Genomic DNA, 16725 nt, shown 5'->3' on the forward strand with positions numbered 1-16725 from the left:
CTGGAGGAGCAGGCCTCGGTGCCAGCCCTCGTCCTAGGAAGAAATGAGTCGGGCAGCCACGGTCGGCTGCCCGACGATGTGTTTATTCAGCGGCCTAAACGTTTGCCGCCACTTCGCAGTCCGCCGCGCTGCGTTCCACCAGCATCTCGCGGATGCGTTCTGCCGGTACCGGGCGACTCATCAGAAATCCTTGATAGCGGTCGCAGTTCTGGTCACGCAAGAACTGACGCTGCGCCTCCGTCTCTACCCCTTCGGCCACCACCTCGAGACTCAACGTATGGGCCAGGGCGATGACCGCGCTGACGATGGAGGTGTCGTCTGAATCCTCGCCGATATCCTTGACGAAAGAACGGTCGATTTTCAGGGCGTGCAGCGGGAAGCGCTTGAGGTAGTTGAGGGAAGAATAGCCGGTACCGAAATCGTCGATGGAGATCTTCACCCCCAGAGACATCAGCCGCACCAGCTGATCGACGGTCGTTTCCATATTCTGCATGAGAATGCTCTCGGTGATTTCCAGTTCGAGGCATTCCGGATCGATCCCCGTCTCCTGCAGAATGCCCGCGACCACATCGGGGAGATCCTGCTGATGAAACTGGCGGGCGGAAAGATTCACGGCCACGCGGATCGGTGCCAGTCCGGCATGCTGCCAGGCCATGCACTGTTCGCAGGCGGTGCGCAACACCCAGCTGCCGATCGGCACGATCAGCCCCGTTTCCTCCGCCATGGGGATGAAATCTCCCGGGGGAATCATTCCCCGTTTGGGATGATTCCAACGCAGTAGCGCCTCGACCCCGTTAATCCGCTCCGAATCCATAAAATACTGCGGCTGGTAGTAAAGAACCAGTTCCTGCCTCTCCAGCGCTTTGCGCAGATCGTTCTCCAGACCCAAGCGGGTAATGGAAACATCGCTCATCTCCACTGCGAAGAATTGATAGTTGTTGCGTCCCATCTCCTTGGCGCGGTTCATGGCGGTATCGGCATTTTTCAGCAAGGTATCGACATCGTCGCCATCCTCAGGAGAAATGGCGATGCCGATGCTGGAAGCGACATGCAGGTCGTGCCCCTGGATCTTGAAGGGCGGGCGGAGGGAGTCGAGCACCTTGACCGCGATCTTGGCGGCATCTTGCTTGTTCGTGAGCCCCTGCAGCAGAATCATGAATTCGTCGCCGCCGAGACGGGCGATCAGGTCGCCATGACGGAGGCTGCGGGTCAGGCGGGTGGCGACCGCCTTGAGCAGTAGATCGCCGATGGCATGACCGAGGCTGTCGTTGATATTCTTGAAACGGTCCAGGTCAAGGAAAAGAACCGCACGAATCTCCGAGTGCTTCCGGGCCTGGACGAGAATCGGCGCCAACTGCTCGGCAAACATGCGCCGGTTGGGCAGTCCGGTGAGGGAATCATAGAGGGAGAGATAATCGACGGCTTCGCGGCTGAGCATCCCTTCCAGAGCGGCCGCCGCCCGCACAGCGAAGAGCTCCAACATGGCTTCGGCCAGGCGCTGTTTCTGGAGAGGTCCCTTGCCGGTCACCGCCATCACCCCATGCACCTTGCCGGAACAGTCGGTCAGGGCGATGCCGACGTAGCTGTCCACATCCAACTGCTCGGCGAGATGATCCATGGGGAAAAACTGCCGAAGCTGATCGACAACCAGCTCGCGCCCCTGCTTGACGGCGATACCGCAGGGAGTCCCTTCGAGTTCGAATTCAAAATTTTCCAGTAGCTGGCCATGGCCGAAGGCCGCGACCGTGCGCACTCGCCGTTCGCTTTCATCGCTGAAACGAGCGACGAAAGCATAATCAGCACCGGCTATTTCACTCAGACTGCGAACCAGCGTGGCAAAAAAGTCGCTGCCGCGAGCCGAACCGACATCCCGGATCATGCGGTAGAACTCATCCTGCTGGGCGTTGAGCGCGCGGAAAAAGCGGCCGACAAACCAAGCCAGGGCGAAGCTACTGAGAATGACCAGAAGAATGTCGAAGACGATTTCCAGGCGGGCCTGCTGCGTCGAATCCTCGTAGAAAAAACGGGGCAAATAGTTTGAGCTTAAAATCCAGAGGATCCCCAATCCGACATAGACCGCAACGATCCGCCGGATCAGCCCGGGGCTTCCATAAGGACGTAAGCGGCTAAGGGTAAACTTCATCGAACCCCCAAAAGGCGATAAGGATTCCGCCAAATGACTGAACCGGATGTCTCTCTCCGGTTGAAATCCATTTCTGCCATCCCTATCTAAGTTCTAACCAAATGAAAATACAGTCTTTCCCGGAACTTTATTTGATCACGGGTAAACGTTTTTAATCACTTGCAATTAACACGCCAGCAGGATTAAGCCCGCTCGTAGGGTTCATGGAAACGAATATATTCATCCATGGCGAAGCGGTCAGTCATACCGGCGACATAGTCACAGATGGAACGCTCCATACCGTGCTGGGGAAATTTGTCCTGGATTTCGTAGGGAAGCAGGGTCGGATGGCGGCGGTAGTTCTCGAAAAGGGACTCAAGGATGCGTTCGGCCTTGACCCGCATCCGTTCTACCTTGTAATGGCGATAGAGTTTGTTGCGCAGAAAGATCTTCAATTCGTTGTTTTTCAGGCGGATTTCGTCACTCAACCGGACCAGCCGACGGGGCTGGCGGCGAACTTCCTCCTGGGTCGTGATGCCCGCATGGCGCAGACCGTCTTCGGTCGTTCGCACCAGATCGTCGATCAACACGCCGATGAGATGGCTGATCGTCTGGTGAATATGCCGCTGGCGATCGAGCCCGGGAAACTTCCCCTCTACCCTCCGCCAGGTATCCCGCCACAGGGAAAGGGTGTCCAAATCCTCCAGCCCGATGTACCCCGCCTTCAGCCCGTCGTCGATGTCGTGGTTGTTGTAGGCGATTTCGTCGGCGAGATCGATGATTTGCGCTTCCAGGGTCGGGCGCAGTTTGGGATCGTATTCGGCGACGGATGCATCGGCCGCCTGGTCGTAGTCGGTGGAATGCTTGATGATCCCCTCGCGGGTTTCCCAGCAGAGATTGAGGCCGGTGAAGCCGGGATAGCGTTCTTCGAGAATTTCCACCACCCGCAGCGATTGCTGATTGTGCTCGAAGCCACCGAAATCGGCCATCAGACGGTTCAACACCTGCTCACCGGTGTGACCAAAGGGGGTATGACCGAGGTCGTGGGCCAGAGAGAGGGCCTCGACCAGATCCTCGTTGAGACGCAGTTGTCGGGCGATGCCCCGGCCGATCTGCGCCACTTCCAGGGAGTGGGTCAGGCGCGTGCGGTAGTAATCCCCCTCGTGATTGACGAAGACCTGGGTTTTGTATTCGAGACGACGGAAGGCGGCGCAATGGATGATGCGGTCCCGGTCCCGCTCGAAGGGCGGGCGATCGTCCTTGAACGGTTCGGAATGACGGCGGCCGCGGCTCTGGGACGCGCGGGCGGCATAGGGGGCGAGATCGGGGCGTTCCATGGCCGGCTCCTCTGAATATTCAAAAAATGGCATTAAACACTTTTTACCCCCATCCGTCAAGGCACAAAGACGGCTAAGTTCTTGACCTTGCTGGGGGATCGTGCTAGTTTTTCCCGAAACTTACGAGATTTAAACGGATTAATCACAGGGACGGATCTGCGCATGCGCATCATCAGCGGGACGGCGAAAGGAAAACGCCTGACGACCTTTGCCGGCGAGGCCATCCGTCCGACTCCCGACAAGGTGCGCGGCGCCATCTTCAGTATGCTCTACAGCCGCCTCGGCCCCCTGGAAGGGATGAAGGTCCTCGACCTCTTCGCCGGCACTGGCGCCCTCGCCATCGAGGCCCTGAGCCGGGGAGCTGCCCACGCCTGGCTGGTCGATGCCGGTCGCGACGCCGGCCAGGTCATCCCCATCAACCTCAGCGCCTGCAACGTGGAAAATCGGGGTACCCTGGTCCGCGCCGAGGCTGCTCGCGCCCTGAATCTTCTCGAAAAAGACAAGCCCTTCGACCTGATCTTTCTCGACCCCCCCTACGGCCGCGATCTGCTGCCGAATCTGCTGCGCACCCTCGCCACCGGTCGTTTTCTCGCCCGAAACGGCGTACTTTGCGCCGAAACGGGCAAAAACGAAATTCTTCCCGATACTTTCGAGCCTCTGGTGCGGGTCGATGAGCGCGCCTACGGCATCACCCGCATCCACCTTTACCGCTATCCGGAATCTGAGGAATAACCGCATGCGCGAACATATCGCCGTCTATCCCGGCTCCTTCGACCCCATCACCAACGGTCATATCGACATCATTCATCGCGGCCTGGAAGTCTTCGACACGCTGATCGTCGCGGTCGCCCGCAATTCGGAAAAGAATGCCCTCTTCACCATCGACGAACGGGTGGAGATGATCCGCGAAGCCCTCGGCGACAACCCCCGACTGAAAGTTGACTCCTTTCAGGGCCTGCTCATCGATTACGTCGCCCGTAAAGGGGCGCGGGTCATCCTGCGCGGCCTGCGGGCGGTCTCCGACTTTGAATACGAATTCCAGATCGCCCAGATGAACCATTCGGTCAACGACCAGATTGACACCCTCTTCATGATGACCTCGGTTCCCTACGGTTACCTGAGTTCCTCCATCGTCAAGGAAATGGCCAACCACAATGGTCCCATCGACCCCTTCGTCCCCCCGGCGGTCAAGCTGGCGCTCGACCGCAAGCACGGACGCTAGGCGAAAAAGGAGAACGGCATGATCACCAAAGATATGATTATTGAAGAGGTGATGCGGCAGCACCCGGAAACAATCGCTGTTTTTAAAAGCTTCGGGCTCGACTGCAACGAATGTCAGATTGCCGCTTTCGAGGAGGTGGGACATGGGGCGGGAGTGCATGCGGTCGATGTCGAGGCCCTGCTGACCGAACTGAACCGGGCCATCGGCGCCGCCTGAATCAGTATCGTTTCACCACAGAACACCGAGATCACAGAGAAAAAACGGAGAGTAAAGACCTAAGCCGGCAGGGTGGATGTCTCTGCACTCTTCTTCAATAGTCTTCCATCGTTTCCAACTGGTCGACCAGGCGTTCCAGGGCCGCGACCACCAGTCCTTCGAGCCGTGCCCCCTTCTCCGCGCTCGCCTTGCCCGGGTCGCCCCAGACTCCGCCGGGCCAGCAGCGGCGTTTGTTCCGCACCAGAATTCCGGCGGGGAAATCGGGAAACTCCCGCGCCGCCGTCCCCTTGACCAACTGCGGATGGCTGTGCAGAATCCGCGACGTTTCGATCTCCCCCGCGTGCGAATCCCCTTCCGTCTCGATCAACCCCCTCCCCTCCTTTGCCGCCAGCATGTACTCGGTCAGAACCGCGATCCGGCAGTCGGCGAAACGGACCAGCAACTCCTCGCCGACATCGATCAGCGCCGACAGATGGGTGCCGCCGGCATGGCCGGTGAGCAGCACGAAGGTACGCAAACCCTGCCCGTAGAGGGAAGAGACGATATCGAAAGCCAGGGCTTTGAGGGTTTCGGTGCGAATAGAAATGGTACCGGGATGGCAGGAAGTCGACCGGCAGACGCCGTAAGGAATCGGCGGAGCGATGAAGATCGGCCGCCGCGCCGCCAGCTTGCGCCCGACCTCGGTCGCGTGCAGGGTATCGGTCGACAAAGGCAGATGGGGACCGTGCTCCTCGGTGGCGCCGAAGGGAATGAGGACGGTGCGGGTCTTTTCCAGCCCGGCGACGAACTCGGGCATGGTCAGCTCTTCTATAATCATTCTTTTTCCTCCCCTACAAAACCCCGAGCAGGCGATGGGTCTGGGGGATGACCCGCACCGGCGGATGAATCCGCGCCGCCGTCTCCTGCAAAACGAGCAGCTCGCGGCCGGAAACGGCCACCTTCCCGTCGACCGTCAACGCCTGTAAAATCAACGGCCACTCCGGGGCCGTCTCCCGCAAGAGCCGAGCGGCGGCTTCGATTTCTTCCCCGGCGGTATCGGGCCCCACCACCGCCTTGGCCTGTCCGGGATTATTTCGTGCGACTTCGAGAAAACGCCGATGAACGTCCCAGGGGGTCGGGCACCCGGTTACCGACGCCAGTTTGAGATCCATGGAAATGAAAGCCAGATGCGGCAACAACGGCGCCAGGGCCTCGGGCAAGGTGCCGTTGGTCTCCAGGTGCAGCGGTAATAGTCGCGCCAGTTCGGGCAGCCAGTTCCCGAGCAGTTTGCCGTGCAGCAGCGGCTCGCCGCCGGTGAGACTCAGGGAGTGATGCACTCCCGGCGTCCGCACCAGCCAATCTTCGAGAAGAGTGAGCAGAGTCGGTAAAGAAACCGGATTCGGCAGCGCACGGAAGGTGCCCGAGCCGGGGGTTTCCTCGACCAGGCAGTCGGACGTTGGCGCGAAGGGGGTGTCGCAATAGGCGCAATCGAGGTTGCAGCCGGCCAGGCGCACAAAAATCTGCCGGCAGCCGACCATCAGCCCTTCCCCCTGGATGGAGGAAAAGACCTCGATCAGGTGGCCGTCAGTCGGCGAGGTAGCTGGCGCAGGCATATTCCGATTCCCAGACGTTGACCTTGTAGACCGTCACATTGTCGGTATTGAGGCGCGCGGTGAGCTTTTCGAAGAGGAAGCGGGCGATGTTCTCCGAGGACGGGCTGTTGCTCACGAAGGGCTCGATCTCGTTGAGATACTTGTGATCGAGCAGATCGAGCACGGCCTTGGTCTCGCGTTTGAGAATCTTGAAATCGATGCCGAGCCCAGCCTTGTCCAGTTCGCGGGCGGTCACCGTGACCTCGACCTTCCAGTTGTGGCCGTGCAGGTTTTCGCAATCCCCCTGATAGTTGATGAGATTGTGCGCGGCGGCGAAATGGGTATGAATTTTCAGGCGATACATGATGTTATCCTTTTTATTTCAGTAAGATTCTGAATCCTCTTCGTCGACGGGCATGACTGGTTGCCCGGCGATGCTGTACTCTTCGTCGGCCCAGCGGCCAAGGTCGATCAGCCGGCACTTTTCCGAACAAAAGGGCCGGTTTTCATTGCCGGCCCAACTCACCCGCGCCCCGCAGCGAGGGCAGCGAACCTTGAGAACTTCTACTTTGGCGGTCATGGGTGCATCCTGTGACAAGTTTGGTGGTCATCTTACCTGTTAGCGAAACGGAAGCCAAGCGTTCAAGCGTTGGCGCATTCACATCCGCAGAGTTTGCGGCTGGGGCAGGATTAATCGTTGCTCCGGTTGATCAGGTTGACGATGACTTTGACGATGGTCTCTTTCTCCTCGGGACGGCTCTCGGCGATGAGCAGGGTCAGTGCCACCAGGGCGTTGTCGGCCAGGCGCTTGGAGCCGTCGGGGCGGTAGAGAATGGCGTTGGTGGCGAGAAAATAGATGAACAGGGCGGCGGCGATGCGCTTGTTGCCGTCGGAAAAGGCGTGGTTTTTGACCACGAAGTAGAGGAGATTGGCGGCCTTCTCTTCAACGCTGGGGTAAAGTTCCTTGCCGTCGAAGGTCTGGTAGATAGTGCCGAGGGCGCTCTTGAAGCCCTGATCCTTCTCGATGCCGAAGAGCCCATCAAACTCTCCCTTCATGGCATAGACGATACCGATGGCTTCGTCGTAGTCGATCACGCGCAGCGCCTGGCCGGTTGTCGCTTCAATGCTCAGGGAGCCATGGTCGTAGCGATCAAGGGTAGCCAGGGCATAGGCGTAATCGTTGATCACCCGCAGCACATCCCTGCCGGTTTCGGTCACCAGCTCTTGGGTGGTCAGGGTGCGGGCGAGAAGATCGACGGTCTGTTGCATCTCCCGAAGTTTGGCCGTCTCATCCCGCAGGCGTTGTTCGTTGACCGTGTAGCCTTTGACGATGTGATCGCGCAGGACGCGCGTCGCCCATTGCCGGAACTGCGTGCCACGTCGGGATTTTACCCGGTAGCCGACAGAGATGATGACGTCGAGGCTGTAATAAACAACCGGACGGTCGGAATTTGCAATTTGCATTTTTTGCAAATTGCTTTTTTCAGGCAACTCACCTTCGGCAAAAACATTTCGGATATGCCGGGAAACAACGGATACATCGCGTTCAAACAACGTGACCATTTGTGCCTGGTTCAGCCAAACCGTCTCGTGGTCAAGCTGAACCTCAAGCCGAGTCTTGCCATCCTCGGCTTGAAACAGTAGAACTTCCCCGCTGCAAGACCTACCGCCCGTCATTTTGCCCTCCCATGAATGCACTTGAATCAATCCCGAGCAGGCTAAATCATCCATAAAAAAATGTAAAGATTTCGGGAGGGATTTATCCCCAAAGGAAAGAGTCGAAAAAAAGGCCCGGTCGAATGACCGGGCCTTTGCACTTTTCTTGGAGCGGGAAACGGGATTCGAACCCGCGACCTTCAGCTTGGGAAGCTGACACTCTACCACTGAGTTATTCCCGCGATGGAGGTGCATTCTAGGGGGGATCTATTTCTTTGTCAATGTTTTTTTCGGCCAATGATTCAAGAAGCTTACAGGCTTCATCCGGGGTTTTGACCTGGCCGGAAAGCTCCGCCGCGCGCAGCTTTCGGAGGGTCTCGCCGATCCTCCGGCCGTCGCTCAGCCCGAGCTTTTGCCGCAGCCAGGCACCGTCGACCAGGTCGGGAATACGGCCGTGACGAAGATGATCGTGATAGTCGTTCAGTGCTCGCCGCGCCTCGGGTAGCCAGGGGCGCGGGTCATCGGCCTGAGAGAGGAGCCAGGTCAGCCCCAGCACCGGCTCGGCGCCCAACTGTTCGACCCAGAGGGCGCGCCGGCGCGGGGCGGCGTCACGCAAAAGCCGCAGTTCGTCCAGGGTTTCAGGCGGCAATTCTCGCAACCGGCGAAGAAGGTTGCCCGCGCGCCGACTCAGGCGCAGATGCATCCCGACGTCGCTGGACGGCCGATAACCGGCGAGGAGCGCCGCCAACTTGAGCAGGGCCGCGGCACTCCAGCCCCCCTCCCCCTCTTCTTCAGGGAATTCCGCGAGCAGTTCTCCTGCCCCCTGCGCAAGCCCGGCAACGATCCGCGCCGTCAGGCGCACGCCCTCTTCCCAGGAGCCCTGGACCTCGGGTGGGCCGAAAAGGAGCGGCGGCAGGCCGAGGTCGCGCAACCGGGCGAGGCTCTTCCCTGCCTTCTTGACGCCAAAAATCAGCGCCAGTTCCCCCTGGATGCGTTCGCCGGCGACCTGGGCCAATTCCGGTGCGGTTTCGCCCATGAGCGCGAAGGTTTCGCTTTCAATCTCCATCCCCAGGGTGGCGGCAAGACGAACCCCGCGCAGCACCCGCAAGGGGTCGTCGTGGAAGACGCCGACGGAACAGGCGCGCAGCAGGCAACTGTCGATGTCGCCCCGGCCGCCGAGGGGATCGATAAACTCCGCGCTGGTCACGGAAGAGGCAACCGGCCAGGCGACGGCGTTGACGGTAAAATCCCGCAGGCGCAGATCCTCGTTCAGAGTCGCAGCGCGCAGGGGGGCGAAATCGAAGGCCCAGCCCCCCGCTTGCGCGGGAACGACCACCCGGCTCTGGTGACGGAGTGAATCCATGAGAAACCAGTGGCCACGGATGCGCGCGGCAAAGGCCTTAGCTATCGGGGTGGGGTCGCCCGGCGTCGCCAGATCGAAATCCTTGGAGGCTTCGCCGCGCAAGGCATCACGGAGGGCGCCGCCGACCAGCCAACAGGGACGGCCGGAAAGGACGTCGAGCAGGTCCGGCAGGATACGGGCGGCGACAAGTTGGGTGTGAAGGTTATCCATAGGTAAAAAAAAGGCCCGCCGAAGCGGGCCTTGCGGGTCGAAAGAGGATCAGGCCAGATCGAGCACGCCCTGATGGATGATGTCGAAGAGCTCCTGGATATTCTCCTCGGCGATGCAGGAGAAGGCGATGCGCAGGTCGGTCTTGTTGATGGAAATGGCCCCGACACCGTACTTGTCGAGCAGATGTACGCGCAGCTTCTCGGCGTCGACGGTCTTGAGCTTGAGGCACATGAAGTAGCCGGAGTTGAAGGGGTAGTAATCCCAGGCCTTATCGTACTTGCCACTGTTGAGCACGGCCTTGGTCTTGAGCGCCCGGCCCTTCATGACCTGGAACTTCTCTTCCTTCTGCTCCAGGAACTTGGGCGAGCGCAGTGCCTCGATAACGAAGGTCTGCGACGGATGGGGGCAGTTGGAGATCTTGGCGCGGATGATGCCCATGGTCTTCTTTTCGAGGGCGGTCAGAACCGGGGCATTCTCGCCGCTCTTGCCGTCGGCGAAGGTGATGAAGCCGGTGCGGAAGCCCCAGACAAACTCTTCCTTGGTGGCGCCGTCGAGTTTGATCGCCAGGATGCGCGGATGCAGGTTGGCCAGTTTGCCGAAGAGCGACTCTTTCATGCAGTCTTCGTAGAAGAGACCAAAATAGGCGTCGTCGGTGATGGCGACGATGTTGCAGCCGGACTCGGCGACTTCCTTGATGGCGGCGACGATGGCGTCCCCTTCGGCGATGGTCGGGGTGTAACCGCTGGGGTTATTGGGGAAGTTGAGCAGCACCACGGCCTTGCCCTTCTCGGCGGCGGTGTTGGTCAGCACCGCTTTGAAGGCGGCGACGTCATAGCCGCCGGTGGCGGTAAAGGTCGGGAACTTCTTGACGATGGCGCCGTTGCAGGTGCCGAAGGTCAGGTTGTAGTTACCCCAGAGCATGTCGGGCAGAACCAGATGATCACCGACGCCGAGGAACATGTCGCCGACGATGGAGAGGCCATGGGTCAGGGCATTGGTGACGATGGGGTTGCTGAAGTGTTTCCCCTGCATGCTGGGATTCTCGCGAAGCATCTTCTCCCGCCACAGGGAGCGCAGTTCCGGCTTGCCGGCGGGCGGCGCGTAGGGATAGATGTCCTTGGGATCGAAGGCCGAGAGCTTGTCCTGAATGCACTGCAGGAACATCGGGCCGCCCTTTTCCGTGGCGATGCCGATGGTGGCGTTATATTTGTGCGCTTTATCCTTGGCTTCGGCCGACTGGGTAAGAATCCCTTTGGGAAAAAAGAGGTTCTTGCCGAGGTCCGAGAGCATCTCAAGAACATAGGGATTGTGTTGGGAAAGCTGTTCGTTGAGTTCGACTGCCAATGGATTCATCATGGTCCTCCTGGGGTGTGGTATCCAAGCATTTAAGGTCGCGAATCTGGAAGAAACCGCGCCAAGCCGGAATTAAATCAGCAATGCGAGAAGCTTGTCAACGGGAATGTGTTCGCGGATTCCGTATACGATAAAAAAGGACAGGTGCGGCCCGGCGGCTCTTTTCCCCGGGACGCCTAGCGAATAACCCGGGTGGCCATCCCCAGGGTCTGGAAGGGAACCTTGAGATTGAGTCGTCGTGCGACCTGCAGATTGATAACCAACGAGACCCGGCGCGGCGTATGCAGTTCCATCTCTGCCGGAGAAACCCCGGAAAGAATCTTGCCGAGCATCTCCGCCACGACCTCCCCCTGCTCTTGGGGATCGGCTTCCAGGGAAACCAGCGCACCCAAATCGCAAAGAGAGGGGATCTGGGAAATCACCGGCAGGTTTTCCCGCGCGGCAAAGGCCATGATCCGGCCGAGACCCAGGTGCAGAACGGCACTGTCGGCAACGAAGAGGCTGTCGACAGAGCCGCTCATGACCCTCAACGCCGAGTCGATTTCCCCGGCCGCGGCAATATCCTTGGGCACCAGCGACACTCCACCTTTGGACAGGATCTCGCCGAGGCGCCGGACCTGCAAAACCGAGCCGGCATCGGACGAGGAAAAGAGGACGCCGATGGTTTGTACGGGGAAGATCTCGCGAAAGGCCTTGACCAGAGTCTCCATGGGAGTCTTGCCGCTGGCGCCGGTCAGATTCTTGCTCGATTCCGGAAGGATGCCTAAGGCCGCCGGATCATAGACGTCGCCGAAAAGAACCGGCGTCCCCCGCGCCTCCTTGCGGGCCACCAGCGTCGCCGGGGCGCCGTAAGTGACGATGACGTCGGCGCCGATCCCCACCGCCTTGCGGATGCTGTTGGTCCAGGACATGGTATCGGGATTGGGCGTCTGCACGTAGACTTCCAGTTTCTGTTCCAGCCCTGCTTGTCGCACCGTTTCGAGAAAGGCTTCGTGCGCCAGACGATAGCGCTCGAGGTCACCGGTGATGATCACCGCGACGAAGGATTTCTCCTTGGCCCAGGCGGAACCGGCGTTGGTAACGAAAAGAACCGGCACCAACAGCAGCCCACAGAGGAAGTATCGTGAAATAACTTGGGTTATCCGCACAAAAAAGACCTTAATCGGGGTCATGGTTTACCAGGAGCGGGCGACGCTGAGCATATACAGCTGGGCCGCTCCATCAAAATGGCTGTTGTTCCGGTCTTCGTAATCGTCATGGGAGAAACGGGCCGAACAGTTCCACCCCTTGGCCAGCGTCCATTCCAGTCCCAGTCCCAGCCCCATCTGCACGATTTCCAACTCGCTCAGCGAGCGCAGATCGGAGGCATCGACCGGCCCGACATTGGGCAGGTTCTCCGGCAGGAAGCCAGGATTGAAATACGACCGGGAGCGGATATAGCGCGCTTCGAAGAGCGTCCGCAGCCGTTCGCGCAGCTGCCAACTGGTGGAAAAGGTCAGGGTATGAACCCGCTGCCGATAGTCGACATCGCTATCGAAAAGACTGTTGTCGTCTTCGGCGCCGAAGCCGTAGGTCAGATCCTGGCGCAGGTCGGAACGAAGAAAACCGTAATAGAGATTGGTGCTGACGCTGTCGGTCAGTTGGGCCCAAAAACCGGCAGTAACATCTTCCTGCTGCTGCCGGCGATCGAGAGATCGGTTCCAACCGGCGCGATCAAAGTTGCTGTTGCGCCCGTCGGTCAGGCGGAAGTTGGCGGTAGCGCCGAAACGGTCCGTGGGATTCCACGCCACTCCGGCATAGAAGCGATGGCGTTCTTCCAGGGAAGCGCCGTAAGCGGGGGCGTCGGAAGTCTGGAGTTCATACCAGCTGTTGACCTTCAGTCGAGGAGTACCGAGGGGCCGAGCGATGAGACTGACCCGGAAGCGGTTGATCCGCTCGTCCTCGGGCAGCTCCCAGAGGGGATCGTAATAGGGGTTGGTGGAATCGTAAAACTCCCCGGTGCGGTCCCGATGGAGGTCGCGGTGCTCGAATTCCACCATCAGGGTCAACGGGCGGACGGGACGCCAGGAGAGCTTGCCGAAATAGCTGGCCCGAGTCAGATCCATGTTCTGACGGGTGGTGACGGAGTCGGCCCCGAGCAGACCACCGACCAGCAGTTGCGCCGCGCTGCTGCTTTCCTGGTCGAGCATGCGGTAACGGAAATTGAGGGTAAATTCGGGCCGGGGGGTCAGGGTGAGATCGGCCGACGCCTTGTGAAAGTCCGTTTCCGCATCGGCCGAAGAGACATCGGCGAGGCGAGAGAGATTCTCCTTCTTGCCGATGGTGTACCCGGCAGCGGCATTGAATCCGCCCGAGGGGGAGGTACTGACCTTGAGGGTTGTGGCGGTCAGGCGGGAATCGGGTGTTGCGTCGTGCTGGTAGTCGCCAGCGGCGCGGTAATTATCACCGTCTTCCCCGATGGCGCCGAAGCTGTCGAAAGGGACGGATTCACGATTGCGAAATTCGCGAAAGACCTGCTCGACGGCGACATTGACATAGCCGACATGGGCATCGAGCCCCAGGGTCACTTCCTCGGTCACCCGGTCGACCTGTTGCCTTTTGCTCTCCAGATGGCAGGCGGTGCAATCTTCGTTGAGATAACGTAGCTGTTTATGCCCGGAGCGTTGCAGGCGCCAGTACCCGAGATTCAGGTGTACGGGATAAACGGGAAGTTTGGTCCGGAGATTGACCTTGTCGATGCCGACTTCGAGGCCGGCCGTCTCCCCGGGGGAACGGTCGCTGAAGAGGATCTCAACCTGTTCGAGCCCTTCTTCACTCAGGGTGGTACCGACGGCATCGGGGCGATCATAGGAAATATAGTCGAGATGATGGTAGAGCTTTTCCGTGGAGGCATGCAGCCGCACCAGTCCGCGATAATCGAGGTCGGTTTCGAGCAGGTAATCGCTGTCGTTGAGATATTCCCCTTCGATCATGAAACGCAGGCTGGGGTTGAGATACTTGATCTCCGTCGCCACCGTCGCCCCTGAATCAAAGAGGGTGTACTGGGCGGCGCGACCGGCCTGGTCCTGAACATCGACGGCGCGATAACCGAGGGAAATGCGCGAGGAACGCAAGGTGGGGTCGCTCGTGGCAGCTTCCACCGCCAAGGTCGGTTGCCCGGCAAGGCAGCAGAGCAACAGGCTCCAGGTCAGAAAAAAGGTCGATCTGATGATCTTCACAGCGAACTCCTGTATACGGGCTGAATCCCTCGATCAGCGGGCGATAAAGGTGCCCCGGCCCCGGGACGACGGGACATCGGTGCCGTGAATAGACGAATGGCAATCGGTACAGCGGCTGTAAAAGGCCCCCTTCATGGCGGGATTGTTCTCTTCCAGGGACGGCACATGCTCGCCGAGATGTCCGGAATGGCATTGCATGCAGAGGAAGGGCTGGGAACTCTTCAGCAACGGCCGGTTCGGCGAACCGTGGGAGGCGTGGCAATTGCCGCAATTCTCGTTGAGATCGGCATGTTCGAAGACGAAAGGCCCCTGGTATTCCATGTGACAGCGGGTGCAGGTGTCTTTGCGGGTCAGGCCGCGCAGCAGATGATCCTGGGCCGAGCCGTGGGGCTCATGGCAATCGATGCAGGCCATTTTGTGCTCAGGGACGGGGTGGTGGGAGAACTGGGCGAATTCCGCCCGCACTTCGGGATGGCACTTGAAGCACATGGCGTCCATCTCCTTGCGGCTGACCTTCTGCTGCGGGCCCAGATGCAGGGCGTGACAGTCGAAACAACTGACGTCGTTGTTGGCATGGGTACCAGCGTTCCAGTAGGTGAGGACCGGGGTCGACGAAGCCGAGTGGCATTTGAGACAGATGAGGGATTGGGCCGGGGCGGGTAACTGCTCCAGTTGGAGCAGGGTGTCGAATTTACACTTATCCTCTTTATTGGAGCCGACATCCTTGACCGCCAGGCTCCCCGGACCGTGGCAGGATTCGCAGTTGACCAGCGGCAATCCGGTATCACTGGCAATCTGCTCGCCATGGACCGAACGGCGGAAATCGTCGTGTATCGGCTGATGGGAGTGACATTTGCCGAGACAGTTTTCATCCCCGACGTAATCGGCGTCGAGGCGCCCGACGATCATCTGTTCGTATTCACGGATGGGGAGCAACGGATTGTCGCTCCGCAACTGGTGGAGGTCGGAACACCCGACGACAGCCAGCAAACAGGCGGGCAGCAGCAATTTAACGATCACGACGAAATCTCCCGTAAATGCAGTACGACAAAACATGTCGGGTATGCAAGAAACATGAAAATCAGCACATCTTGAGTGAATGGCCTGATTACTGGACTTTTTATCCGCTTTGACTTCTCACCGTTGGAAGCGTTCCGCCATTTGGCGCAACGGCCTCGGGGGATATGACCGAGCCTTGCCGCAGATGGACGTTTTCCCTCAGCCTAGCAGGTGCTTGCTTTCCAAGGCTGATCAAAAATGCCCAGATGCAAGGCGGACGAAATCCTGAGGAATAAGGCGTACCTGAAAGGTACGTCGTTGACGAGGGATGAGGACAACGCCGCAGATGGGTGTTTTTCATCAGCCTCCTAGAACAGAGTGCCGACCACCGTTCCCAGGGCGGACACCGGACCCGCGTCACTCATGCCGTCCATGGCCTTTTCCACTTTGCGCAAGGTAGTGACGGCATCGCGGTAGAGGCTGTCCTCGTTGACCAACCGACCGAGGCTCCCCTCCCCCCGATCGATCTTGGCGGCGATGCTGTTGATGCGCTCGACGCTCGCCAGCACTTCGTTGTACAGGGCTTCGTCGTTGACCAGTTTGCCCAGGGAACCGGTGCCGTTATTGGCCTTGGTCGCCACTTCGCCGAGTTGGGCGACGGCTTCATTGGCCCGGTCGTAGAGCTGGTCATCGGTGAGCAGGCGGCCCAGGGTCCCCTCCCCGTTTTTCAGACCGTCGGCAATATCGCGCAGGTCGGCGACGACCCGCACGGCATCGTCGTGCAGGGTCGGATCGGTCATCAACCGGCCGAGAGTGCCCTCACCGTTGCGCAATCCGGCGAGCAGGGTCTTGAGTTCGCTCAGCACGCCGTTGAAATCGTCATAAAGACCGGGGTGATTGACCAGACGGCCGAGGCTGCCGCTCCCCTCGTCAATCTTGAGCAGAATGTTTTCCAGTCGGGTCGAGGCGTTGACGATGGAATCACGGCTATCGCCGACCAGGGCGCCGATCTCACCGAAAACTCGCTCCTGGTTGCGGTCGAAGCTGGTGATCAACTGGTCGATATTGGCCCGCTCCACCGATGGCAGGGCGCTGCCGGAGGGCAAGAGCGGCCGGTCCGGCGAGCCGAATTCCAGGCCGAGAAACTGACCGCCCAAGAGATTGGTCTGGCGGATTTCAGCAATGGAATCTTCACGGATTTCAGTTGTTTCGGAAACCTGGAAGTCGATGCGTACGCGCGAATCGACGATGGCGATTGTCTGGATCTTGCCGACTTCGACCCCGGCCATACGCACCGGATCGCCGAGTTTGAGGCCCACCGCCGTCCGGAAGAAGGTGTGATAGTCCTTGCTTTTACTGAAAGGGCGCCAGTCTTCGGCAAGCTCGATCATCACCGCGAGGACGCAAAGCGTTAGCAGAAAAAAGATCCCCACCCGTTTTTCGGTAGACATGGCCATA

At 59.5% G+C, this 16725-nt stretch carries 16 protein-coding genes and 1 tRNA gene; 3 read left to right on the forward strand and 14 right to left on the reverse strand.

Annotated elements, in window-relative coordinates:
• Positions 1 to 94: 94 nt before the first annotated feature.
• Together BQ4888_RS01635 and BQ4888_RS01640 are read right to left on the reverse strand one after the other, a co-directional pair.
• The gene (locus BQ4888_RS01635; protein ID WP_092052786.1) at positions 95 to 2143 is read right to left on the reverse strand and encodes a putative bifunctional diguanylate cyclase/phosphodiesterase; all 2049 of its coding nucleotides are present in this window, start codon (positions 2141 to 2143) and stop codon (positions 95 to 97) included.
• Between the two features lie 182 nt (positions 2144 to 2325).
• Complete coding sequence (locus BQ4888_RS01640) at positions 2326 to 3492, reverse strand: deoxyguanosinetriphosphate triphosphohydrolase (RefSeq protein WP_240746286.1); 1167 nt, start codon at positions 3490 to 3492, stop codon at positions 2326 to 2328.
• Between the two features lie 129 nt (positions 3493 to 3621).
• Here BQ4888_RS01640 and rsmD point away from each other — a divergent pair, with 129 nt between their 5' ends.
• From rsmD to BQ4888_RS01655, 3 genes are read left to right on the forward strand one after another with little or no spacing between them, the layout of a single operon-like run.
• Positions 3622 to 4191, forward strand: a complete 570-nt coding sequence (gene rsmD / locus BQ4888_RS01645) for a 16S rRNA (guanine(966)-N(2))-methyltransferase RsmD (RefSeq protein WP_092052791.1) — start codon at positions 3622 to 3624, stop codon at positions 4189 to 4191.
• Between the two features lie 4 nt (positions 4192 to 4195).
• Entirely contained in the window at positions 4196 to 4681 is a 486-nt protein-coding gene (gene coaD / locus BQ4888_RS01650; protein WP_092052794.1) for a pantetheine-phosphate adenylyltransferase, read from the forward strand.
• An 18-nt stretch (positions 4682 to 4699) separates the two neighbouring features.
• Complete coding sequence (locus BQ4888_RS01655) at positions 4700 to 4897, forward strand: DUF1858 domain-containing protein (protein WP_092052796.1); 198 nt, start codon at positions 4700 to 4702, stop codon at positions 4895 to 4897.
• A 94-nt stretch (positions 4898 to 4991) separates the two neighbouring features.
• Here the strand turns inward: BQ4888_RS01655 and BQ4888_RS01660 are convergent, their stop codons facing one another.
• From BQ4888_RS01660 to BQ4888_RS01715, 12 genes are all read right to left on the reverse strand, one after another.
• Positions 4992 to 5714 (reverse strand): creatininase family protein, encoded by a 723-nt coding sequence (locus BQ4888_RS01660; protein ID WP_092052799.1) that lies wholly within the window; start codon positions 5712 to 5714, stop codon positions 4992 to 4994.
• A 13-nt stretch (positions 5715 to 5727) separates the two neighbouring features.
• Entirely contained in the window at positions 5728 to 6489 is a 762-nt protein-coding gene (locus BQ4888_RS01665) for a 7-carboxy-7-deazaguanine synthase QueE (protein ID WP_092052801.1), read from the reverse strand.
• Positions 6461 to 6832: a 6-carboxytetrahydropterin synthase QueD gene (gene queD / locus BQ4888_RS01670; RefSeq protein ID WP_092052804.1), complete on the reverse strand. Its 372-nt coding sequence runs from the start codon at positions 6830 to 6832 to the stop codon at positions 6461 to 6463. The genes BQ4888_RS01665 and queD overlap by 29 nt, the downstream gene beginning before the upstream one ends.
• Positions 6833 to 6850: 18 nt before the next feature.
• Complete coding sequence (locus tag BQ4888_RS01675; protein WP_092052805.1) at positions 6851 to 7048, reverse strand: DNA gyrase inhibitor YacG; 198 nt, start codon at positions 7046 to 7048, stop codon at positions 6851 to 6853.
• A gap of 110 nt (positions 7049 to 7158) precedes the next feature.
• Positions 7159 to 7932, reverse strand: a complete 774-nt coding sequence (locus BQ4888_RS01680) for a type II toxin-antitoxin system death-on-curing family toxin (protein ID WP_240746287.1) — start codon at positions 7930 to 7932, stop codon at positions 7159 to 7161.
• 359 nt (positions 7933 to 8291) lie between these two features.
• Positions 8292 to 8366 (reverse strand) — tRNA-Gly (locus tag BQ4888_RS01685).
• 14 nt (positions 8367 to 8380) lie between these two features.
• On the reverse strand, positions 8381 to 9697 hold the full coding sequence (locus tag BQ4888_RS01690) for a tRNA nucleotidyltransferase/poly(A) polymerase-related protein (RefSeq protein WP_092052810.1): 1317 nt from the start codon (positions 9695 to 9697) through the stop codon (positions 8381 to 8383).
• A gap of 48 nt (positions 9698 to 9745) precedes the next feature.
• The gene (locus tag BQ4888_RS01695) at positions 9746 to 11050 is read right to left on the reverse strand and encodes an aminotransferase class I/II-fold pyridoxal phosphate-dependent enzyme (RefSeq protein ID WP_092052812.1); all 1305 of its coding nucleotides are present in this window, start codon (positions 11048 to 11050) and stop codon (positions 9746 to 9748) included.
• Positions 11051 to 11226: 176 nt separating this feature from the next.
• Complete coding sequence (locus BQ4888_RS01700; protein ID WP_170232764.1) at positions 11227 to 12147, reverse strand: ABC transporter substrate-binding protein; 921 nt, start codon at positions 12145 to 12147, stop codon at positions 11227 to 11229.
• Between the two features lie 78 nt (positions 12148 to 12225).
• Positions 12226 to 14268: a porin family protein gene (locus tag BQ4888_RS01705; protein WP_092052818.1), complete on the reverse strand. Its 2043-nt coding sequence runs from the start codon at positions 14266 to 14268 to the stop codon at positions 12226 to 12228.
• A gap of 33 nt (positions 14269 to 14301) precedes the next feature.
• Complete coding sequence (locus tag BQ4888_RS01710; RefSeq protein ID WP_092052821.1) at positions 14302 to 15324, reverse strand: DmsE family decaheme c-type cytochrome; 1023 nt, start codon at positions 15322 to 15324, stop codon at positions 14302 to 14304.
• Positions 15325 to 15635: 311 nt separating this feature from the next.
• Positions 15636 to 16724, reverse strand: coding sequence for an MlaD family protein (locus BQ4888_RS01715; RefSeq protein WP_092052823.1), 1089 nt, complete (start codon positions 16722 to 16724; stop codon positions 15636 to 15638).
• Position 16725: the final 1 nt, after the last annotated feature.

This window comes from Desulfuromonas acetexigens (genome assembly GCF_900111775.1).
In the GTDB taxonomy this organism is placed as follows: Bacteria; Desulfobacterota; Desulfuromonadia; order Desulfuromonadales; family Trichloromonadaceae; genus Trichloromonas; species Trichloromonas acetexigens.